The sequence below is a fragment of the Streptomyces sp. NPDC001443 genome, assembly GCF_053597355.1.
The window spans coordinates 1-21,190 of sequence record NZ_JBSFIA010000009.1 but is presented as its reverse complement, the minus strand read 5'-3'; the positions used below and the strand labels follow the sequence as shown (position 1 = coordinate 21,190).

Annotated in this window: 18 protein-coding genes; 9 read left to right on the top strand and 9 right to left on the bottom strand. The window is 72.0% G+C overall.

What is annotated here, in order from left to right; translation table 11 throughout:
- The first annotated feature begins 155 nt into the window (after nucleotides 1-155).
- The 3 genes from ACWC24_RS12630 to ACWC24_RS12620 are packed head-to-tail and all read left to right on the top strand — an operon-like array spanning nucleotide 156 to nucleotide 3,469.
- A complete protein-coding gene (locus ACWC24_RS12630) occupies nucleotides 156-950 on the top strand; it encodes an SDR family oxidoreductase (RefSeq protein WP_450662942.1) in 795 nt (264 codons plus the stop codon).
- A 39-nt stretch (nucleotides 951-989) separates the two neighbouring features.
- On the top strand, nucleotides 990-2,432 hold the full coding sequence (locus ACWC24_RS12625; protein ID WP_450662787.1) for a cytochrome ubiquinol oxidase subunit I: 1,443 nt from the start codon (nucleotides 990-992) through the stop codon (nucleotides 2,430-2,432).
- Nucleotides 2,429-3,469, top strand: a complete 1,041-nt coding sequence (locus tag ACWC24_RS12620) for a cytochrome d ubiquinol oxidase subunit II (protein ID WP_450662786.1) — start codon at nucleotides 2,429-2,431, stop codon at nucleotides 3,467-3,469. The genes ACWC24_RS12625 and ACWC24_RS12620 overlap by 4 nt, the downstream gene beginning before the upstream one ends.
- A gap of 189 nt (nucleotides 3,470-3,658) precedes the next feature.
- Here the strand turns inward: ACWC24_RS12620 and ACWC24_RS12615 are convergent, their stop codons facing one another.
- Nucleotides 3,659-5,497, bottom strand: a complete 1,839-nt coding sequence (locus ACWC24_RS12615; RefSeq protein WP_450662785.1) for a glycoside hydrolase family 15 protein — start codon at nucleotides 5,495-5,497, stop codon at nucleotides 3,659-3,661.
- Between the two features lie 167 nt (nucleotides 5,498-5,664).
- Here ACWC24_RS12615 and ACWC24_RS12610 point away from each other — a divergent pair, with 167 nt between their 5' ends.
- Complete coding sequence (locus ACWC24_RS12610; RefSeq protein WP_450662784.1) at nucleotides 5,665-6,198, top strand: GNAT family N-acetyltransferase; 534 nt, start codon at nucleotides 5,665-5,667, stop codon at nucleotides 6,196-6,198.
- A 73-nt stretch (nucleotides 6,199-6,271) separates the two neighbouring features.
- Here the strand turns inward: ACWC24_RS12610 and ACWC24_RS12605 are convergent, their stop codons facing one another.
- Both ACWC24_RS12605 and ACWC24_RS12600 read right to left on the bottom strand, forming a co-directional pair.
- Nucleotides 6,272-7,219: an expansin EXLX1 family cellulose-binding protein gene (locus ACWC24_RS12605; RefSeq protein ID WP_450662783.1), complete on the bottom strand. Its 948-nt coding sequence runs from the start codon at nucleotides 7,217-7,219 to the stop codon at nucleotides 6,272-6,274.
- 85 nt (nucleotides 7,220-7,304) lie between these two features.
- Nucleotides 7,305-7,670 (bottom strand): YciI family protein, encoded by a 366-nt coding sequence (locus ACWC24_RS12600; RefSeq protein WP_450662782.1) that lies wholly within the window; start codon nucleotides 7,668-7,670, stop codon nucleotides 7,305-7,307.
- Nucleotides 7,671-7,878: 208 nt separating this feature from the next.
- On the opposite strand from ACWC24_RS12600, the gene ACWC24_RS12595 reads away from it, so the two are divergent.
- Both ACWC24_RS12595 and ACWC24_RS12590 read left to right on the top strand, forming a co-directional pair.
- The gene (locus tag ACWC24_RS12595) at nucleotides 7,879-8,193 is read left to right on the top strand and encodes a DUF6400 family protein (protein ID WP_450662781.1); all 315 of its coding nucleotides are present in this window, start codon (nucleotides 7,879-7,881) and stop codon (nucleotides 8,191-8,193) included.
- Entirely contained in the window at nucleotides 8,180-8,437 is a 258-nt protein-coding gene (locus ACWC24_RS12590; protein ID WP_450662780.1) for a hypothetical protein, read from the top strand. Before ACWC24_RS12595 ends, ACWC24_RS12590 begins: the two co-directional genes overlap by 14 nt.
- A gap of 83 nt (nucleotides 8,438-8,520) precedes the next feature.
- Here the strand turns inward: ACWC24_RS12590 and ACWC24_RS12585 are convergent, their stop codons facing one another.
- Entirely contained in the window at nucleotides 8,521-9,276 is a 756-nt protein-coding gene (locus ACWC24_RS12585) for an SDR family oxidoreductase (RefSeq protein ID WP_450662779.1), read from the bottom strand.
- Between the two features lie 370 nt (nucleotides 9,277-9,646).
- Here ACWC24_RS12585 and ACWC24_RS12580 point away from each other — a divergent pair, with 370 nt between their 5' ends.
- Complete coding sequence (locus ACWC24_RS12580) at nucleotides 9,647-10,834, top strand: PP2C family protein-serine/threonine phosphatase (protein ID WP_450662778.1); 1,188 nt, start codon at nucleotides 9,647-9,649, stop codon at nucleotides 10,832-10,834.
- On the opposite strand, the gene ACWC24_RS12575 is transcribed toward ACWC24_RS12580, so the two are convergent.
- The gene (locus tag ACWC24_RS12575) at nucleotides 10,831-13,536 is read right to left on the bottom strand and encodes a SpoIIE family protein phosphatase (RefSeq protein ID WP_450662777.1); all 2,706 of its coding nucleotides are present in this window, start codon (nucleotides 13,534-13,536) and stop codon (nucleotides 10,831-10,833) included. The genes ACWC24_RS12580 and ACWC24_RS12575 overlap by 4 nt on opposite strands.
- 199 nt (nucleotides 13,537-13,735) lie before the next feature.
- Nucleotides 13,736-14,596, bottom strand: coding sequence for a DMT family transporter (locus tag ACWC24_RS12570; protein ID WP_450662776.1), 861 nt, complete (start codon nucleotides 14,594-14,596; stop codon nucleotides 13,736-13,738).
- A gap of 559 nt (nucleotides 14,597-15,155) precedes the next feature.
- Here ACWC24_RS12570 and ACWC24_RS12565 point away from each other — a divergent pair.
- Nucleotides 15,156-16,355, top strand: coding sequence for a cytochrome P450 family protein (locus ACWC24_RS12565; protein WP_450662775.1), 1,200 nt, complete (start codon nucleotides 15,156-15,158; stop codon nucleotides 16,353-16,355).
- 26 nt (nucleotides 16,356-16,381) lie between these two features.
- Here ACWC24_RS12565 and ACWC24_RS12560 read toward each other — a convergent pair whose 3' ends face one another.
- The 3 genes from ACWC24_RS12560 to ACWC24_RS12550 all read right to left on the bottom strand — a co-directional run bounded on the left by ACWC24_RS12560 (nucleotide 16,382) and on the right by ACWC24_RS12550 (nucleotide 20,386).
- On the bottom strand, nucleotides 16,382-16,993 hold the full coding sequence (locus ACWC24_RS12560; RefSeq protein ID WP_450662774.1) for a TetR/AcrR family transcriptional regulator: 612 nt from the start codon (nucleotides 16,991-16,993) through the stop codon (nucleotides 16,382-16,384).
- A 67-nt stretch (nucleotides 16,994-17,060) separates the two neighbouring features.
- Nucleotides 17,061-19,130 (bottom strand): galactose-binding domain-containing protein, encoded by a 2,070-nt coding sequence (locus tag ACWC24_RS12555; protein ID WP_450662773.1) that lies wholly within the window; start codon nucleotides 19,128-19,130, stop codon nucleotides 17,061-17,063.
- Nucleotides 19,131-19,453: 323 nt separating this feature from the next.
- Nucleotides 19,454-20,386: an SDR family oxidoreductase gene (locus ACWC24_RS12550; protein WP_450662772.1), complete on the bottom strand. Its 933-nt coding sequence runs from the start codon at nucleotides 20,384-20,386 to the stop codon at nucleotides 19,454-19,456.
- A gap of 85 nt (nucleotides 20,387-20,471) precedes the next feature.
- Here ACWC24_RS12550 and ACWC24_RS12545 point away from each other — a divergent pair, with 85 nt between their 5' ends.
- Nucleotides 20,472-21,050 (top strand): TetR family transcriptional regulator, encoded by a 579-nt coding sequence (locus ACWC24_RS12545; protein WP_450662771.1) that lies wholly within the window; start codon nucleotides 20,472-20,474, stop codon nucleotides 21,048-21,050.
- Nucleotides 21,051-21,190 lie beyond the last annotated feature (140 nt).

Below are 21,190 nucleotides of genomic sequence, written 5' to 3'. Positions count from 1 at the left end.
ACGCGGTCCGCCCCGAGGTGCCCCCGTCCCTCCCCGGTGTTTGTCTGATGCGCGGATCTCCGGGCATCGGGCCCGGTGGACGCAGGCACGCGGCGAAGGGGCAGGACATCGTGAGTTCCACCGAGGGGACACCCCGGGGCGTGAACCTCGCCCACCTGCTGCACGGTCAGAAGGCGCTGGTGACCGGCGCGAACTCCGGTATCGGCCGGGCCACGGCCGTCGCGATGGGCCGGGCGGGGGCCGATGTCGTGGTCAACTACGTGGCCGGCGGCGAAGAGGCGGAGAAGGTGGTCGAGGAGATCACCGGCCTCGGGGTCCGGGCCGCCGCCTACGAGGCGGACGTCTCCGACGAGCAGCAGGTCGTCGCCATGATGGACCGGATGGTCCGGGAGTTCGGCACGATCGACATCCTGGTCGCCAACGCGGGACTCCAACGGGACGCGCCCTTCACCGAGATGACCCTCGCCCAGTGGCAGAAGGTCCTGGACGTCAATCTCACCGGGCAGTTCCTGTGCGCCCGCGAGGCCACGAAGGAGTTCCTGCGGCGGGGCGTCGTGCCCGAGGTGTCGCGCGCGGCCGGGAAGATCATCTGCATGAGCTCGGTGCACCAGGTCATCCCCTGGGCCGGGCACGTCAACTACGCCTCCTCCAAGGGCGGGGTGCAGATGATGATGGAGACCCTGGCCCAGGAGCTCGCCCCGAAGAAGATCCGGGTGAACGCGATCGCCCCCGGGGCCATCAGGACCCCCATCAACCGCAGCGCCTGGGAGACGCCCGAGGCCCAGCGGGATCTGCTGCGGCTCATCCCCTACGACCGGATCGGCGATCCCGAGGACATCGGCCACGCGGCCGTGGGTCTCGCCTGCGACCTCATGGACTACGTCGTGGGCACCACCTTGTACGTCGACGGCGGGATGACGCTCTTCCCGGGCTTCGCCACCGGCGGCTGACCCTCATCCCCACCCGCGTCGGCCCGGGAGAGACAACACATGCACACGTTCCTGCTGCTGGCGGACGTGCCGGCGCAGACGCTGCCGGCCAGGTCGATGATGGCCTTCACCCTGGCCTCCCACATCATCCTGGTGCCGCTGGGAGTGGCGCTGCCGCTGATCACGATCATCATGCACGGCTACGGCCTGCGCCGCGGCGATGCCACCGCGCTGCTGCTGGCCCGACGGTGGTCGGCCGTCATGGCGGTGCAGTTCGCGATCGGCGTGGTGACCGGCACGGTGCTGTCCTTCGAGTTCGGGCTGCTGTGGCCGGGGATGATGGGCCGTTGGGGTGATGTGTTCGGGATCGGCTTCGGCGTCGAGGCCTGGGCGTTCTTCCTGGAGGCCGTGCTCATCGCCGTCTACCTCTACGGCTGGCGCAGGCTGCCCTCCCGGATCCACTTCCTGCTCGCGCTGCCCCTGCCGCTGGTGGCCCTGCTCGGCGCCTTCGGCATCCTGGCCGCCAACTCGTGGATGAACACCCCCCGGGGCTTCACCCTGGACTCCGCGGGCGACCCGGTGGACGTGCGGATCTGGAAGGCGATCTTCACCCCGATGTTCGGCCCGGAGTACTGGCACTTCGTCTTCGCGATGTTCGTCACGGCGGGCTATGTCGTGGGCGGCGTCTACGCCGTCGGCTGGCTGCGCGGCCGCCGGGACCGCTACCACCGGCTCGGTTTCACGGTCCCCTTCACGCTCGCCGCGGTGTGCACCCCGGTGCAGTTCATGCTCGGCGACTCCATCGCCCGGCAGGTGTTCCACAAGCAGCCGGTGAAGTTCGCGGCCATGGAGATCGTCTGGAGGACCGACACCCATGTGCCGGAGTACCTGTTCGGCCGGCTGCACCCGGACGGGACGGTCTCCGGCGGCATCAGGATCCCGCAGCTCGACTCCGTCCTGGCCGGCTTCCGCCCGGACACCCGGGTCACCGGACTGACGACGGTGCCCGCGAGCGACCGGCCGACGCCCACCCAGGCCACCATCGTCCACTGGACCTTCGACATCATGGTCGGGATCGGCTCCCTGCTGCTCCTGCTCGCCCTGTGGTACGGCGTCCTGTGGCTCCGGCGCCGCAGGCTGCCGGTCTCCCCCTGGTTCTTCCGTGGCGCGGCGTGCGCGGGCGTGGCCTCCGTCGTCGCCGTCGAGTGCGGCTGGATCACCACCGAGGTGGGCCGCCAGCCCTGGATCGTCTACCGGAACATGCGGGTCGCCGAGGCGGTGACGGCCACCCGCTCGACCAGCCTGTGGATCATGTTCGGGCTGATCGTCGTCGTGTACGTCTTCGTCTTCGGATCGTTTCTCGCGGTGCTGCTGAAGATGCGCTCCCGCTGGCGGCTCGCAGACGAGAAGGGCGGGCCGCGGCCGCCGCGCGAGACACCGGAGAGGGAGACGCCGGAGACGGACACGCCGTACGGGCCGCGCTCCACCGGGAGCCGGCTGTGATCGCGGGGGTCATCGCCGCCGTCCTGCTGCTCGCGATCGCCGCCTACGCCTGCGGCGGAGGCACCGACTACGGCGCCGGCTTCTGGGACCTGACGGCGGGCGGCGCGGAGCGCGGCAAGCGTCCGCGACGGCTGATCGACCACGCGATGGAGCCGGTGTGGGAGGTCAACAACGTCTGGCTGATCTTCGTACTGGTGATCATGTGGACCGGCTTCCCCGTCTTCTTCCAGCAGGTCTTCACCACGATGTGGCTGCCCCTGGCGCTGGCCGCCGTGGGCATCGTGCTGCGCGGCGCCGGCTTCGCGCTGCGCAAGCCCGCCCGACGGCTGGCCGGCCGTCGCCTGTACGGGGCGGTGTTCGCCGTCTCCTCGCTGCTGACGCCGTTCTTCCTCGGTGCCGCGGCCGGCGGGGTGGCCTCGGGCCGGGTGACCGCCACGACGACGGCGTCCACCGACGTCTGGGCCAACCCCACCTCCCTGCTGTTCGGTCTGCTGGCCGTCGCGACCACGGCGACGCTCGGCGCGGTCTTCCTCGCCGCGGACGCCCGGCGCTTCGCCGCGCCGGACCTGGACCGCTACTTCCGCCGACGGGCCCTGGGCGCCCTCGCCGCGGTCGCCGTGCTCGCCGTCGTCACCCTGTTCGTCACCCACGGGGACGCGCCCCATGTGTGGCACGGGCTCACCCACGGTGCGGGGCTGTTCTTCGTCGTCGTGGCGGTGCTGGCCACGCTCGCCACCGCCGGGCTGCTGGTCCGTCCCTCCGGAGCGTGGTCCCGGGTCGCGGCGGTCGGCGTGGTCGCGTCGTCCGTCGTCGCCTGGGGCATGGCGCAGCGCCCCTACCTGATCCCGACCTCGCTGACCGTCGCCGACGGCGCGGGCGCCCCCACCACGCTGCGCTGGCTGGGGCTGATCACCCTCGTCTCCGTCCTGCTGGTCTTCCCCGCGGTCGCCCTGCTGTACTGGCTGGACACCCACGGCGAGCTGGAGGGCCTGACCGACGCCGACCTGCGGCGCGACGGCGCGGGCGAGGAGGCCTGAACCACCGCCGGACCAGGGCGTGTCTGACAATTCCCGTCGTCCGCCCGGAGGGCGGGCTCCGCGGCGTCAGGTGCGTTCTCTCGGCGTGCCGGGCGTGGTCCCTCGTACTGGACGTACCCGGGACTGCGCCCGGTGCGGCGAGAGGGCGTGCACGGCGTCGCGGAGCAGGCGGGAATTGTCAGACACGCCCTACTTCCTGTCGAGGGCCGCGTCCAGCGTGAGGGCCGAGTCGATGAGGGCGAGATGCGTGAACGCCTGCGGGAAATTGCCCAGCTGACGTCCCGTCGGGTCGATCTCCTCGGAGAACAGGCCCAGATGGTTGGAGTACCCCATCATCTTCTCGAACGTCAGCCTCGCCCGGTTGGTGCGTCCCGCGCGCGCCAGGGCGTCGACGTACATGAACGTGCACAGCGAGAAGGTGCCCTCCGAGCCGCGCAGACCGTCCGGCGAGGCCTCGGGGTTGTACCGGTAGACCAGGCTGTCGCTGACCAGTTCCTGCTCCATGGCGTCCAGGGTCGCCGCCCACATCGGATCTCCGGGGGAGACGAAACCGACCGTCGCCATGCGCAGCAGCGAGGAGTCCAGGACCTCGCTGCCGTAGTGCTGGACGAAGGCCCGCCGGCCGTCGCTCCACCCCTTGGCCATGACCTGCTCGTAGGCGGCGTCCCGCTCGGCCTTCCAGCGGTCGGCCGCGGACGGCCATCCGTTCGCCTCGGCGAGTCGCAGCGCCCGGTCGAACGCCACCCACGACATCACCCGGCCGTACGTGAAGTCCTGGCGGCCGCCGCGCGTCTCCCAGATGCCCTCCTCCGCCTGGTCCCAGTGGTCGGCCAGCCACTCCAGGTCGGTGCGCAGCGAGGTCCATCCCCCGTGCCCGAGCTCGAGGCCGTGCTGGTGCCCGAAGTAGATGCTGTCCAACGCCTCGCCGTAGATGTCCAGTTGGAGCTGGGTGGCGGCGCCGTTGCCGATCCGTACCGGGGCGGAACCCCCGTAGCCCTCCCAGTGGTCGAGGATCTGCTCGTCCAGGTCGGAGGAGCCGTCGACCTTGTACATGATGTTGAGCGGACCCGTGTTCCCGGTGCTGCCGGCGCGCTCCTTGACCCGGTCGCCCAGCCAGATGATGAACGCCCTGGCCTCCTCCGTGAAGCCGAGCCCCAGCAGGGCGTACACGGAGAAGGAGGCGTCCCGGATCCAGGTGAAGCGGTAGTCCCAGTTGCGCTCGCCGCCCAGTTGCTCGGGAAGAGCCGCGGTCGGGGCGGCCACCAGGCCACCGCTGGGCGCGAAGGTCATGAGCTTCAGCGTGATCGCGGAACGTTCCACCACCTCACGCCAGCGCCCGGTGTAGCGCGACTGGGCCAGCCAGGAGCGCCAGAACCCGGCCGTCTCCTCGAAGAGCCGCTCGTGTTCGGCGCGCCGGATCTCCCGCGGCGGCCCCTCGGCACCCGTCTCCAGGATCAGCCCGCGCTGCTGTCCGGCCTCCAGGGTCAGCGTGACCTGAAGGTCGGCCTCCCGGTGCGTCAGCACGTCCGAGAGCCGCTCGTCGTCCGGCTCCCGGATGGGGTGCACGGTGAGTTCCGTGCCGTCCTCGGCGACGAAGACCGCTCCGTGCTGGGTGAGGTGCGCCTCGTGCCTGCTGCGCCCGTAGTCGAACCGTGGGGCGATCTCCACGTCGAACGTCATCGTGCCGCGTACGCACCGGACCAGGCGGACCAGCCGGTGATGGCGCGTGGCCGTCGTGCCGGTCACGGGCATGAAGTCGATCACCTCACCGGCGCCCGCCCCGGTCATGAACCGGGTCACCAGGATCGCGGTGTCGGGCAGGTACAACTGCTTGGTCGAGTGGGTCGGGTGCGCCGGCCGGACCGTGCAGTGCCCGCCGTTGCGCTTGTCCAGTAGCGCCCCGAACACGCTCGGCGAGTCGAACCGTGGGGAACAGAACCAGTCGATCGCCCCCTCCGTGGTCACCAGCGCCGCGGTCTGCAGGTCACCGATGAGCCCGTGATTCTCGATCAGCGGGTAGTCGTCCATCGGGGCGCCCCTTTCCGTGTGACTCACCCGGCCGCGCCGCCTCGACCAGCGTAGGCCGGGGTCCCTGCTCCGGCTCGTCGGGCCCGGTGACCACCGTCTTCCGCGTGCCGGCGGTCCACGGACCCCGCGGTTTCGCACTCGCGTCCCGGTGTCGGCAGGATGGGGCCATGAGCGAGATCCGTACCCCCCGTCTCGTCCTGCGCCGATGGCTGGACGACGACCTTGTCCCCCTGTCCGAGATCCAGGCCGATCCGGCGGTGATGCGCTGGATCGGCGACGGCGTGCCGCGCTCCCTGGACCGGACCGCCCAGGACATCGAGGACTGGGAGGAGGAATGGGACGAGGAAGGCTTCGGGATCTTCGCGGTCGAGCTCCTCGGTTCCGGTGAACTGGCCGGCGCGGTCGGTCTGTACGTACCCGACGCACCCGCCGAGGTGGCCGGCCAGGTGGCGATCTGCTGGCGGCTCGGGCGGGTGTTCTGGGGGCAGGGGTACGCCTCCGAAGCCGCCCACGCGGCACTGGAGTTCGCGCTCCAGGACCGGGGCATCGACCGGGTCGTCGCCGCCTGCCGGACCGGCGACACCGCGTCCGCGAACGTGCTCGACAAGCTCGGGATGCAGCCGGAGGGCGCCACCGAGGACCCCGTGCACGGCTACGACCTGAGGCTGTACGGCATCGACCTCACCGAGTACCAGGACTGACACCGCACCCCTCGGACCGCACCGGACGGCCGGGCGCCCCGGCCGTCCGGTGCGGGTGTCGCGGCCGGTGCGGTCAGTGCGCGGCGAACTGGACCCGGGTCGCCTGTACGGCGTCCGGCCGCAACGCGATCCCGTCGACGGTCAGTTGCTCCCCGTAGATGTCGGTGATCCGGATCGCGCCGCCGCACCCGCCGCCGTCCTCGGCGAGGAAGTAGTTGTAGTCGGCCCGGGGCAGCCGCCGCCAGCCGTCGGCCGTACGGGTTTCCAGGCGGGCCACGGGATTGCGGTGGCCGATGACCTGGATCGCGCACCAATAGCGGCTGGACCCGGTCTTGTACCGGACCGAGAGGGTGCCGGCCGTACGGGGACTCGACAGCTCCCAGGTGATCGGGATCCGTCCGGCCGAGAGGTCGGCGAGTTTGGCGAACGCCTGTGTGCTCAGGTCGAGTTGTCCGGGCGCACAGGGCAGCGGGCACTCGTTGACGATCCGGACCGTGACGGACGCGCCGCCGCTCGTGCGGACGCGTACGTACGCCCCGCACGCCCGGGCCGACTCGTAGTCGGTGTGGTTCATCGCCGCGACCATGAGGTCGTCGGCCGGGCCGAACAGGCAGGCGCCGTCACCGTCTCCGGCGTCGTAGGACGTGGCCACGCCCCGGTAGGGGGTCCCGGGCCGGATCCGTCCGGCGAGGGCGGCCGTGGCGGGCACCGGCCGCCCGGTCCCGGTGGCCGACGGCCGTGCCGCGTCCGCGGCCTCGGTGGTCGTGGCAGCCGTCGCGCTCGGGGAGGTTCGCGCCGTCGCCGATGCCGTCGCCGACGGTGTCTCGGCCGGTACGGTCGTAAGGGCGCCGGCAGCGGGCGTGACCGCGGCCCGGCCGGTGTCCGTGCCGGGGCCGGACGGGGACGCCGTCACCAGATGGACGAGGACGCCCACGGCGGCCAGCGCCAGCACCGCGCCACCGGCCAGTCCGACCCTGCGCCTGCGGCTCCGCGCGGCCCGCCTGGTTGCTCTCATGCTCATCCGTCCGGAAGTCCGAGTCACTGTCGCGCCCCTCAACTGCTCCTCGGCCGCGGAAGACGGAAAGGCTGCCGCCCTTCCGGACGGGTCAGCTCCCGTCCATGCCGAACGCGTCGTGGACCGGCCGCACTTCGACCGCCACGACATGGAAGTCGAGAACATGTCCGGCGATCTCGCGGGCCCGTTCCGGACTCGCGCAGTCGATCACGTAGTAGGCCGTCAGCTGTTCGGCCGTCGCGCCCAACGGCCCCTCCGCGACGGTGGATCCATCGCCCCGCCACCTTATCGTCGTCGTGTCCCTCGAATAGGCGAGACCGGCTCCGTTGAGCAACTCCCCTGTTTCAGCGAGGTCCTGGTGGAGCGCTTCGTGTCTGCGGAACACATCGGCCCGCTCCGCCCGGGTCATCGCCTCGGTGGCGACGGGATCGGCGTACATCAGCACCACGTACTTCATGTCACGATCCTGGCAGCGCGGTCCGACGGGCACAGCCGATCGGCGCATCGTCGCTCCGGCCCGCAGCCCCGTGGTCCCGCAACCGGTGACGACGCGGGGAAATGGACCCGTGGGGACGGTCCTGACCCCGTCCGGCCGGGTACGCCCCGATGTGAGGTCCCCCACCTGCCCTTGCCCAACCCATGAAGGTCTACCTAAGTTCGGCGGCATGTCCCCGCATGTTCCTCACATCCCCGACGGTCCGGACGGCCCCGTCGAGCCGCGCGGGCCCGAGTCGGGCCCGCCGGACAGCGCCGCCCCGGCCGACTTCTCCGTGGACCTGACCTCGCACGAGATGCTGCGCCGCGCCCATGTGCTGGACGCCCTCGGCTCCGACTGGGACCCCGTGGCGGCGCTGGAGGGCGAGGAGGCGGCGTACGCGCTGCTGTACTCCGGGCTCGACGAAGAACAGCAGCGCGTGTACGACGGCCTGGTCTCGGCCGGTGTCCTCCCCCGCAGAGGAGACGGCCGTGCTGCCCCTTGATCCGCAGGCGGATCGTGGACGCCGGGCCTGGGTGCCCTGCCCGAGCTGCGCCGACCATCGCGCGTGCGACACCTGCGCGGACGGGCGCACCTGCTCGGCGCACTGGCGCTATCTCCTCTCCCACACCGGCAGCGTGCTCCACCTCCAGTGCCCGTCGTGCACCCATGTGTGGGAGCACGAGACCGGCTTCGGAGCCACCCGTTCCGTGTCGGACCGGATCACCGGCGGCCTTCGGCACGAGTGACGCGGCCACCGGTCCGCGGTCATAGGCCATCGGTCTGCGGCCATCGGTCCGCAGTCATCGGTCCGCGGTCATTCGGCTCACGGTCAGTGAGGCAGAAGCTGCTGGCCGCCGTCGATGTCGTACGTCGCCCCGGTGAGCGCCTCGTTGACCATGAGATGGACGGCCAGGGCGGCGACGTCGGCCGCTCCGACGACCCGCCGGATGGGCAGCGTGGTGCGCAGCTCCTCGCGCCGGGACTCCAGCCGATCGCCCAGCAGCGACGCCGACAACGGCGTGTCGACGAATCCGGCGGCGATGAGATTGACCCGGATCGGCGCGATCTCCAGGGCGAGGTTCGCGACGAGGGCGGGCAGCGCGGCGGTCATGGCGGACACTACGCTCATGCCGACGGCGGGACGTCGTCCGCCGGTGCCGCCGATGAACAGCAGCGCACCGCCGGCCCGGACCCTGTCCCGGCTGTACCTCGCGACGCCGAGGGCCATGACGAGGCGATCGGCGATGTCCCGGCGGACGGCGTCGAGGTCCATGTCGGCCAGGGGCAGGTAGGCGGGTGCGCCCGCGGTGACCATGACATGGTCGACCGGCTCGGACAGACCTTCGAAGAACTGCCCGAGGCGTACGTCGTCGGTGGCGTCGAACGCCGCCGTGCCCTGCGGTTCGAGTTCGAGTTCGGCCTGCCGCAGCCGCTCGGGGTTGCGCCCGACCAGGACCAGTCGCCCGCCCTCGGCGCGCACCCGGCGGGCCGTCTCCAGACCGATCCCGGAACTGGCTCCGATCACCACGACGGTCTGGCCGGCGAGGCCGGGCGGACGGTACGTGGTGGTGTCGCGGTCCGTCATCCGTGCCTCCGTCCGGGGTTCGACCTGCGTCCATTGTCGTGCTCAGGGTCGCCGACCGCCTGCGCGACGGCCCGCCCGCGGCCTGCGCGGCACCCCCTCCCGACCGGGCCCGGCGGTCTCCGTCCGGTGTCGGCAGCCTCCCTCACCGCGACCATCGGACATCGTAGGATTGCCCGAAAGATCCCGATATGCATGATGGGCGCATCGGTCGGGAGAAGCAGGTGAGCCGCCTCAGAGCGGTCGTCGTGATCAAGCCCCGCCGGGAGTTCTCGTGCCGCGTGACCGGATCCGCAGGGCCCTCCGCCGGGACCGCGGCGGGCGGCACGGTGACGACGACGCGAGGCAGCGACAGGGGACGGAGCCGCGGTGGGTGCGCTGGCTCCCGGCCGGCTACGTCGTCGTGATCCTGGCTCTCGAACCCCTCACCCCGGTGCAGTGGCCGGTGAGCTTCCTGCTCACCGCCCTCCCCGTGATCACCGCCTTCGCCTACGGTCCCGCCGCCGTCGCCGCCGTCACGGTGTTCGCCGTCGGGTTCGAGGCCGTCCTGGCCGGTACGCCGTGCTGTGCGGGCCGCGAGGTGGGGTACCTGTGGGACCGCCACTATGTGACCGCCTACATCTGCACCGCCCTGCTCGGGGTGCTCGGCGCGATCCTCGCCGCCCACCGGATCCGCCGGGAACGGACCCTGGCGTCCGTGCGTTCCGTGGCCGAGACCGCGCAGCAGGTGCTGCTGAGCCCGGTGCCCCACCGCCTCGGGCCGATCAGCGTGGAGACCCTCTACCTGTCCGCCGCCGCGGAGGCGCGTATCGGTGGCGACCTGTACGAGGCGGTGCCCAGTCCGTACGGAGTGCGCCTGCTCATCGGTGACGTCCGGGGCAAGGGCCTGGTCGCGGTGGAGACGGCGGCGACGATGGTCGGCGCGTTCCGCGAGGCCGCCCACGACGAACCCGACCTCGCCGCGGTGGCCCGCCGGGTCGAGGACAGCATGAGCCGCAGGGCGGCCCTGCTCCCGCCCGGCAGCGAGGTGGCCGAACGCTTCGTCACGGCGGTGTTCGCCGAGATCCCCGATCACGAGCCCGTGGTCCGCCTCGTCAACTGCGGTCACCCCTCACCCCTGCTCATCGGCCACGACGGCGTCTTCGAGCTGGACCCGGACGACCCCTCGCCGCCCGTGAACCTCGGTGTGCTGGTCGACGACCACCACCGGGTGGACGTGCGGCGGTTCCGCCCCGGCGATCAGATCCTGCTCTACACCGACGGTGTGACCGAGGCGCGTGACGAAGGCGGGAACTTCTACCCCCTCCTCGACCGGGTGCGGTCGTGGGGCTTCCTCGGACCCCGCGCGCTGCTCGACCGGCTCCACGAGGACCTGCTCGCCCACAGTGGCGGGACCCTGGACGACGACACCGCCGCCCTCGCCGCGTTCCGCACCCAGGAGCCCCGGAAGCCCCACGACAACCACGAGGCACGGCGAGTACAGGAGGCACAAGGGGCGCAGGAGACGCAGGGGTCGCAAGGCACGCACGGCAGCCACGAGGGGAGCCGCGGCCCGGGCTAACCCGGTTCCCGGCCGGGCTCCTCGAGGGTCGCCGGCAGGGCCAGCTCGGCCCAGATCACCTTGCCCTGGGGGGTGTACCGGGTACCCCAGCGTTCGGAGATCTGCGACACCAGGAACAGGCCCCGGCCGCCCTCGTCCGTCGTCGCGGCGTACCGCAGATGCGGCGAGGTACTGCTGCCGTCGGCCACCTCGCAGATCAGCGCGCGGTCGTGGATCAGACGCACATGGATCGGCTCGGAGCCGTAGCGGATGGCGTTGGTGACGAGTTCGCTCAGGATCAGTTCCAGCGCGAAGCCGAGCTCGAACAGGCCCCATTCCTCCAGCTTGCGGGTCACGGCTTCGCGCATCACCGCGACGGCGGCCGGCTCGCCGGGCACGTCCCAGTCGGCGACCCGTTCGGGCGCCAGGGCGCGGGTACGGGCGACGAGCAGGGCGACGTCGTCCTTGGGGCGGCCGGGAAGCAGCGCTTCCAGTACGGCCTGGCAGCTCTCCTCGGGACTGCGCTCGGGGTGACCCGCCAGCGCGTCGGCGAGCATCTGCATGCCCTCGTCCAGGTCGCGTCTGCGGTCCTCGATGAGTCCGTCGGTGTACAGGACGAGCTGGGTGCCCTCGGCGAGTTCCAGCTCGGCGGTCTGGAAGGGCAGGCCGCCCAGTCCCAGCGGGGGCCCGGCCGGCAGGTCGGGGAAGGTGACGGTGCCGTCCGGGCGCACGAGCGCCGGGGCCAGGTGCCCCGCCCGTGCCATGACACAGCGGCACGTCACGGGATCGTAGATCGCGTACAGACAGGTGGCGCCCATGACGCCCGCGACGCTCTCCGTGTCCGCCTCCTCCTGGTCCATGCGGCCGACCAGGTCGTCGACATGGCTGAGCAGTTCGTCGGGCGGCAGGTCGAGTGCGGAGAAGTTGTGCACCGCGGTGCGCAGCCGCCCCATCGTGGCGGCGGCGTGCAGGCCGTGGCCGACCACGTCGCCGACGGCCAGCGCGACCCGGGCGCCCGGCAGCGGGATCACGTCGAACCAGTCGCCGCTGACGCCCGACTGGGCGGGCAGGTAGCGGTACGCGACCTCCAGCGCGCTCTGCTCGGGCAGGGCCCTGGGCAGCAGACTGCGCTGGAGGGTGACCGCCAGCGCGTGCTCGCGGGTGTAGCGGCGGGCGTTGTCGAGGCTGACCGCGGCACGGGCCACGAGCTCCTCCGCCAGCGACAGCTCCTCCTCGTCGAAGGGCGCGTGCTGCGTGGAGCGCCAGAAGTTGGCCATGCCCAGCACCACCCCGCGGGCCCGGATCGGGGCGGCGATCAGGGACCGGATGCCGTAGTCGAGGATCCGCCGGGTGCGTTCGGGGTCCTGGGCGTGCCAGCCCGTGGCGGTCGTCAGGTCGGCCACCAGTTCGGAACGGCCCCTGCCGTAGCCGCGGGCCTGCGGGGTGGACGGCACGAAGTCGATCAGCCGTCCCTTCTCGTAGAGCGGATGGTCGTCCCGGATCCCGTACACGGCCGTGCGCCGCATGCCGGTCGCCGTGGCGGCAGGCTCCTCGCCGTGCAGCACGGCATCGGCCAGGTCCACGGTGACGTAGTCCGCGAACCGCGGGACCGCCACGTGCGCCAGCTCGTCGGCGGTGCGCAGCACGTCCAGGGTGGTGCCGATGCCGAGGCCCGCGTCGTACAGCAGTTTGAGTCGTTCGCGCGCGATCTCGGCCCTGCCGGTCACCGCCTGGAGTTCGGTGGAGTCGCGCAGGGTCACCACCGTCCCCTTGGGGCCGCCGTCGCGGTCCGTGGGCCGCTGGTTGACCGCGAGCAGGCGCTCCCCGGCGAAGTACACCTCGTCGGTGGCCTCGCGGCCGGACGCGAGCAGCGACCGCAGTTCGGGGGCGAGGCGCGGCAGATCGGTCACGAGCCGGCCGTCGGCGTCGTGCGGCAGCTCGAGGAGTCGGCCGGCCTCGTCGTTCGCCAGCAGCAGCCGTCCGTCGCCGCCGACGATGAGCACGCCTTCGCGTACGGAGTGCAGCACCGCGTCGTGATGGTCGTACATGCGGCTCATCTCGTCCGGGGCCAGGCTGTGGGTCTGCCGTCGCAGCCGCCTGGCCACCAGGATCGTGCCGCCGGTGGCCAGCGCCAGTGCCGCGATCCCGGTGCCCAGGATGATCGGGAGTTGCCGGTCAACCGCGTGGGTGACGTTCTTGACCTTCAGTCCGGCGGCCACCAGGGCGACCACGTGGCCGTCGGAGTTCTCGACCGGGACGATGGCCTGCACCTCGTGGCCCAGCGGGCCGCGGACGCTCTCCGTGTACACCTGTCCGTCCAGTGAGGGCCCGATGTCGCCGACGAACCGCTTGCCGATCCGGCTCGGCAGCGGGTGGGTGTACCGGATGCCGTTGGTGTCCATGATCACGATGAAGTCGACCCCGGCCGCCTTGCGCCCCGCCTCGGTGAGCGGCTGGAGGATCTTGGACGGGTCCGGGCTCTGCACGGCCGCCAGGACGCCGGGAGAGTGCGCGTAGGCCTGCGCGACCGCAACGGAACGGCGCTGGGCCTCGGCCTTGGTGTCCCGCTCCGACTGGAGGAAGACGGCCAGCACCCCGCAGGCCACGAGCAGGACGACCAAGGCGACTTGGAGCACCAGTACCTGCCCCGCCACACTGCGGGGGCTCTTGCCGACCAGGCGTCTGAGCCAGCGGCTGCGAAAATCGGCGAATCGATTCGCCATGTGACCTTTTTAGCACTGGTGATCCCGAGGGGCCACGTCCGCACCCGAGGGGTGGCCGACGCCTCTCCGATCCTCTCGCGGCACGGGGCAGGTCAACCGTCGTGCGGGACGGGTCAGCCGTCGCGCTCGACGGACCCGACCGGGGCACGGGACGGGTCAGCCGTCGCGCTCGACGGACCCGACCGGGGCACGGGACGGGTCAGCCGTCGCGCTCGGCGGGCCCGACCCGTGGCACCGCGCGGCTCAGGTCCACCACGCCCAGCACGATCAGCACGGCGCCCAGCGCTTCGGGGACCAGCCACCAGCCGGTCCGGATCTCCTCGCCGAACAGGAACATCCCCAGCGCGAGGCTCACCGCCGCGTCCCCGATGGTCAGCGCCGGCTGGGCGGCGGCCAGCGGGCCGGCCTGGAGCGAGTTCTCCAGCAGCACGACAGCGGCGATCCCGGTCAGCGCGAACCCGTACGCCTGCCAGGAGCGGAAGAACGCCGGGAGGCCGTCGTCCGCGAAGGTGCCCGCCGCGGACTTGAGCAGCGCGGCCGTCAGGGCGTTCCCGATCGCGGCGCCCGCCCCCAGCACCGCGGACCGGAAGGCCGCCGGGCGCCCCGGGCGGGTCACGGCCACGGCCACACCCATCGCGCCCAGACACACCACGAGGGCGGGCACCCAGCGGAGGACGGCGGCCTGGTTGCCGGCCCCGTGCGGTGCGGCTGCGGCGAGGGCGATACCGAGGCCCACGACCACGGCGAACACCCCGCGCCAGCCCGTGCCCGGCAGTCGGCGGTGCATCAGGTGCGCTCCGATGAGCAGGGCGAACGGCAGTTCCAGGATGAACAGTGGCTGGACCAGTGCGAGCGGTCCGTTCACCAGCGCGAGAGCCTGGAAGAGCGCGGCCCCGGCCACGCCCGCGATGCCGATCAGCCACGCGGGCTTGTGCATCAGTTCGAACAACAGCCGCAGCCCGCTCCGGTCACTGACCGACGCGGCCTTGCGCTGGAACGCGGTCCCGGTGGCATTGCTCAGGGCGCCCGCCACCGCGAACACCGCAGCCAGCTCGATCACCTTCGGTCACCTGTCCGCGAGACGGCCCCTGCCCCAGTTTCGGAAACGGGCGGCGAACCGACCACCCGGGCGCCGCACGGACCGGCCACCCGGGCGCCCCGCGGACCGGCGGACCGGCCGCCGGTCACACCGGGAGACCCGACCGTCCCGCTCCCCCGGGTGCCGGGACCGGGCGGCTCACTCGCCCCGACTCGCTCGCCCGGGCCCGCCGAAGCGCCCTGCTCCGCGCCACCCCGCTCGCCGCCCTCGACGAGGGTCCGCAAGGTCCGGATCAGGTGGTCGGCGTCCGGGCCGGACAGCGGGGCGGGAAAACGGCCTGCGCGGCCCCTGCCCGCCACGCGCCGCACGCCGTCTCGTCGACGAGATCATCACGCCCGTCCGCGAGATGACGGGGGCCCTCGGATGACACCGGACGCGCTAGAGTCGACGGGTTTCGCCCCGGTCGCCGTGACCGTCCGCTCACCACGCCGCTCCGGCCGCTCCCGCCGGAGCGCGTCCCATCGGCCCAGCCGGCCCAGTCGGCCCAGTCGGCCCAGTCGGCCCAGTGAGGTGGTACCGCTTGAGCATCGTCGATCTCGCCGCTCTCGGTGAGTCCTTCACCCGCGACCCGTATCCCGTCTACGCGAAGTTACGGGCTCAGGGTCCGGTGCACCGGATCCGGATGCCGGAAGGGGGCGCGCAGGCCTGGCTCGTCGTCGGACACGAGGAGGGGCGTGCCGCGCTGGCCGATCCCCGGCTCTCGAAGGACTGGGGCAAGGCGTCCCCCGCCCTTCCGCTGGGCGCCGTGTCCTCCGGCCCGCACATGCTCAGGGCCGACCCGCCCGACCACACCCGGCTGCGCGGGCTGGTCGCCCGGGAGTTCACACCACGCCGGGTGGACGGACTCGCCCCGCGCGTCCAGGAGACCACCGACGCGCTGCTGGACCGGATGCTCGCCGCGCCGGACGGGCGCGCCGACCTCGTCGAGGCACTGTCCTTCCCGCTGCCCATCTCGGTGATCTGCGAACTCCTGGGCGTCCCGGACCTGGACCGGGAGTCCTTCCGGACCTGGTCCAACGACGCGCTCGGCGCCACCGACGCCGAGCAGCGCAAGGCAGCCGCGACCTCGATGGCGCGATTCATCGGGGAACTGGTCGACGGCAAGCGTGAACAGGACGGCGGCCAGGATCTGCTGAGCGCGCTGATCCGCGGTTCGGACGACACCGGTGACCGGCTGTCCCGCGAGGAACTCGTCGGCATGGCCTGGCTGTTGCTCGTCGCCGGGCACGAGACGACCGTGAACCTCATCTCCAACGGCGTACTCGCCCTGCTCACCCACCCCGATCAACTGGCCGCCCTGCGCGCGGACTTCTCACTCATCGACACCGCCGTCGAGGAGATGCTGCGCTACGACGGCCCCGTGGAGACCCCCACGTTCCGCTTCACCACCGGGCCGGTGACGATCGGCGGCACGGTGATCCCGTCCGGCGGAGAACTCGTCCTCGTCGCCATCGCGGACGCCAACCGCGACCCCGCCCGCTTCTCCTCCCCCGACCGCTTCGACATCTCGCGGGACGCCCGCGGCCATGTGGCGTTCGGCCATGGCATCCACTACTGCCTGGGCGCGCCGCTGGCCCGTCTGGAGGCACGCATCGCCATCAGGAGCCTGCTGGAACGCTGTCCCGACCTGGCGCTGGACATCCACCCCGCGGCGATCACCTGGCGGTCGGGGATGCTGATCCGCGGCCCGCGCAGCCTGCCCGTGCGGTTCGGCGCGTAGGACGGCGCCACGCCGTCGCCGGCCGGTCAAGGGGCCGGCCGGACCTCGTCCTGCACCAGGCCGACGACATGGGCGATGACCGTGTCCAGGATGCCGTTCCAGTCGCTCTGCGCACCGAGCACGAGGTAGCGGAGCGTCAGTCCGTCGGTCATGGCGGCCAGATAGCGGGCCAGGACCGGCAGGGGCACGCGGAGCCGTAGGCCCATGGTGCGGCAGAGGCCGCCGATGAGTTCGGCGTAGACGTCGCCGTACAGTTCGTGCTGCCGGCGGGCCAGGTGCGCGAACTCCGGTCGGCGCAGCGCGTATTGCGTCAGCTCGTAGGTGAGCATGTGTTCGGCGGGGTGGGCGCGGACGTGGTCCCGGTACGCCTGGAACCCCGCCCGCACGGTCTCCTCCAGGGTGTCGCGGGGCCGCAGGGCCTCCTTGACGACGCTCACGGAGTGGTCGGTGATGGTCGTGATGACGGCTTCCACCAGGGCCTGCTTGGAGTCGAAGCAGTAGTGGAGGACGCTCAGCGACACGCCCGCCTCGGCGGCGATGGACCGGGTCGTCGTCCTGTCGACGCCGTCCCGGGCCATCGCCCTGATCGCCGCTTCCGTCAGCTGTCGTCGCCGTTCGCCCGACGGCATCCGCGCCATCCGTGTGCCCTTCGTACGCGTCGCCGCCGGTGGCCCACCGGGATCGGCGGTGAACCCACGGCCGTGGTCAACTTCCGTACACGCCCACCTCGTAGAGCGAGTACCCCCAGTCGGTGCCGCGGTCCAGACCGTGGACGCGGACGTAGCGGGCCGGGCTGCCGGCGAACCGGGCCGTGTCCAGGCCGCCGTCACCGGAGTCCGTGGACCACGCCGTCCGCCAGGTCGTCCCGTCGGTGGAGAGCTCGATGCGGTACGACTTCCCGTACGCGCGCTCCCAGTCGAGGGTGACGCGCTTGACCAGGTACGTGTCGCCCAGGTCGATGCGCAGCCACTGGTCGTCGCTCCAGTCGCTGGCCCAGCGGGTGTCGCGGGTGCCGTCCACCGCCCGGCCCGGCGCGTAGCCGGTGAACGGGTTCCACTCCGCCGAACTGGCCGTGGCCGCGGCGCCCCTGGCCAGGTCGACGCCCGCCCGGTGCCGTTCCGCCGCTCCCCAGGTGTCGAGATAGGACTCGGCGCCCCGGAAGAGGTCGTCCACCACGTCCTGGCCGCCGACCAGCCGGATGTCCTCGATCCAGTCCGGGACGAGGCCGTAGTGCGCGGCTCCGTCGGTGTTCAGGTCCCAGGTGCGCTGCCCGGTCGTCTGCCGGTCGATGACGGAACCGCCGTCGACGCTCCTGAAGGGGTACGTGACCTTGTTCGGGGCGTCGGCGCCGCGCGGTGCCGGCCAGCCGCCGACGCCGTTCATGTCCGTTCCGTAGCCGTAGCCCACGTGGTACTTGTCGCGCAGCGCGTCCGTGCGCTTCGCCTCCGCGCTGAACCCCTCGGAGCCGTGCATGTACTGGGCGATGAATCCGCCGACGCCGTAGACCCGTTCGGTCCAGTTCAGGTCCATCCAGCTGTGCGAGGAGATCACGCCGGGATACGACTCGGCCTCCAGGATGTCGAGCGCCCGGCCGACCGCCTTGACGCCCATGTGGTCGATCTCCAGCATCATCTTGCGTTTCATCATGCCGCGTACGGCGTACTCGCCGAGGTCGGTCAGGCCACGGGTGTTGCACTGCGCGTCCGTGTCGTACGCGGGGACGGCCACGCCTGCCGGCAGGTCCTTCTCCGCGGCGGAGGCGACGGTGCCGATGGGGTTGTCGTGCTGGGGGCCGGTGCACTTCTCGGTCTTCCAGAAGGTGCCGGTCGACAGGAACTGCCCGACGTTGATGGCCGTTCCGAGCCCGCCCTCGTCGAAGCGGACCCCGCACAGCGCGTTGTCGAACTTGTGGCACAGGAACATGCTGCGCACGCCCAGCCCGTACAGTTCGTCGAGTCCGGCGTCGATGTCCGCCTTGCTGCACTGCGGGACGTCCAGGATCTGCTTGCAGCCGAACGGTTCGGAGGTCTCCACCCCCAGGACCACCGCGAGCTTGCCCTGCTCGATGACCGCGCGGGCCTGCGCGCTGTCGGTGACGATGCGGAACCAGCCCTTGCCGGTGCCGCCGTACATCCTGTCGATGTACGCCTGGAGGTCGTAGGTGAGCTTCGCCTGGAGCCGGATCGACGTCATCTCGTCGCAGCCTCGGTCCTTGAAGAAGTACACCGAGCAGATCACGCCGTTGGTGACGAGGTCGTTGACGAGCACCCGCTGGCCGCCGCGCCAGGCCCGCTCGACCCAGGCGTAGTAGTTCTGCTGGTGGGTCAGTGAGTCGTGGGCGGGCCAGTCCTTGAAGGTGGGCCAGCCGACCGGGTCGTGCTTGCCGTCGCCGCCGCGGGTGATGTAGTCGAAGATCGCGAGCGAGCCGTCGGGGTAGTGCTCGGGGCAGTCCTTGAGCGCGTCGGCGATCCCGGCTTCGGAGAACGGCTTGCCGCAGATGAGCCGCCCGCCGAAGCCCTCGTTCGCCATCAGGTGGTCGTGCGCGTCGACGAAACCGCGTACCTCTCCCTGGGCGTCGACGCCCTTGAACGGCTCGCCCGTGACGCCGATCTGCGAGTCCGGCGCCGACCGTGCCGATGGGATCCACCAGTCGGTGCCGGCCGCCGAGCTCGGCGTGGGGCCGAGGGCCATGACGAGCACGAGGAGGAACAAGGAGACAACGGTGACATGACGGCGTCCGCGGTAGGTGCGTCCGGTCCTGCTCACTGCCCACATCCCTTGGTCGGGGGGATGGCACGGTCGACGGGCCAGGCCGTGCGGGGCCTCCCCGGACCCCGGCCTGGATTGTCATGACCGGCGCAAAACTTGCGACGAGCATGGCTACCGGCGCATACCGAGTCAAGAGTCCGGGACGGTCGACCTGATGGACCGTCGACCTGATGGGCGTGCGGCGGGCGGAGCGCCGCCGGGTGCGGACGGATGCGGGCGCAAAGGTCCGAGAGACCGAGCGGGGGCGCGGCGAGGCAGCCGGGACGGCGGGGGGCGGTCGGCGCGCGGCCGGACCGCCCCCGTCCCCTGCCTACTGGCGCGGCACCGGGTCAGGCCGCGGGGTCGGCCGCCGTACCGGTGTGGAAGTAGTGGCCCTTGTCGAGGTCCTCGAGGAGGCCGGGCCCGCTCGGCCGCCAGTCGAGGAGCTCCCGGGTCAGGGTGCTCGACGCCGGGAAGTCGGCGCCGAGGAAGCCGGCGAGCCAGGCGAAGTGCCCGGCGGCGTCCTCGGGGGCCACGGAGACGGTCGGCACGTCGAGGTGCCGGCCGATCACCTCGGCGATGTCGCGGATCGCGACGCCCTCGTCCGCGACACCGTGCAGCACCGAACCGGCCGGGGCCCGCTCGGCCGCGAGGCGGAACAGCCGTGCGGCGTCCAGGCGGTGCACGGCCGGCCAGCGGTTGGCGCCGTCGCCGAGGTAGCCGGAGACACCCTTGGCGCGGGCGGTGGCGACCAGGGTCGCCATGAAGCCCTGGTCCCCGTCACCGTGACAGGTCGGGGAGAGCCGCACCACGGACGAGCGCACGCCGCGCGAGGCCAGCGCGAGCGTCGCGGCAGCGGTGGCCGCCCGCAGCGCGACCGGACCCTCCTCGGCCCTGGGCATGTCCCGCTCGGTCGCCACGCGCCCCGGCGCGACGCCTCCCACCCCGGAGGCCAGGACGAAGGGGCGGTCGGTGCCGGCGAGCACGTCGCCGAAGGCGTCGACGGCACGGCGATCGGCCTCGGCGGCCTTGTCGAAACCGCCGCTGAAGGCGATGTCGTGCTTGAAGGCGAGGTGGATCACCCCGTCCGAGGCGGCGGCCGCGTCCCGCAGGACGTCGAGGTCGTCGAGGGTGCCGCGGACGGCCTCCGCCCCGGCCGCGGCGAGCGCGGCCGCGGAGGCGTCGGAACGGGCGAGGCCGACGACCTGGTGCCCCTCGCCGAGAAGTTCGGGAACGAGGGCCGAGCCGATCCAGCCGGACGCACCGGTCACGAAGAAACGCATGGGAAGTACCCCAGACTCTTGATGTCAGTTGCTGTCATCAAACGTAGCACTGATGTCAGCGACTGTCGTCACGTAGAATCCGGCCATGGGTAGATGGGAGCCGGACGCGCGCGGGCGCTTGGCCAAGGCAGCGTTGGAGCTCTACAGCGAGCGCGGGTTCGAGCAGACGACGGTGGCGGAGATCGCCAGACGCGCCGGGCTCACGGAGCGGACCTTCTTCCGGCACTACGCCGACAAGCGCGAGGTGCTGTTCGGCGGCACTCCGTCGTTGCAGGACCTGTTCGTGCGGGCGGTCGCCGAGGCTCCGGAGTCGGCGGCGCCGATCGACGCGCTGGCGGCGGGGCTCGACGCGGCCGCCGAATTGTTCGTCGACCGCCGCGACTTCGCGCGGCAACGCCAGGCCCTGATAGCGGCGAACGCGGAACTCCAGGAGCGGGAGCTGATCAAACTCGCCTCGCTGTCGGCCGCGCTCGCCGACACCCTGCGCGGGCGCGGTGTCCCGGAGCCGGCCGCGAGCCTGACCGCGGAGGCGGGCCTCGCCGTCTTCAAGGTCGGTTTCGAGCGCTGGGTCGCGCCGGGCGAGCAGCGGGAGATGGCGCCGCTGCTGCGGGAGTCGCTGGAGGCGCTCAAGGCCGTGACGGCGGGCGGCGGGCGGGCTCGGTGACGGGCTCGGCGGCCTGACCGCCGCCCTTGAGGACGTCGTATGCCGCCGGGCGGCCACCCGCGGAACGGGGGGGGCCCGGCGGGGAGATAGGGAGATAGGAACAAGGGGGGGGTGGGGAAAAAGGTGAGAAAGGGGGTGGA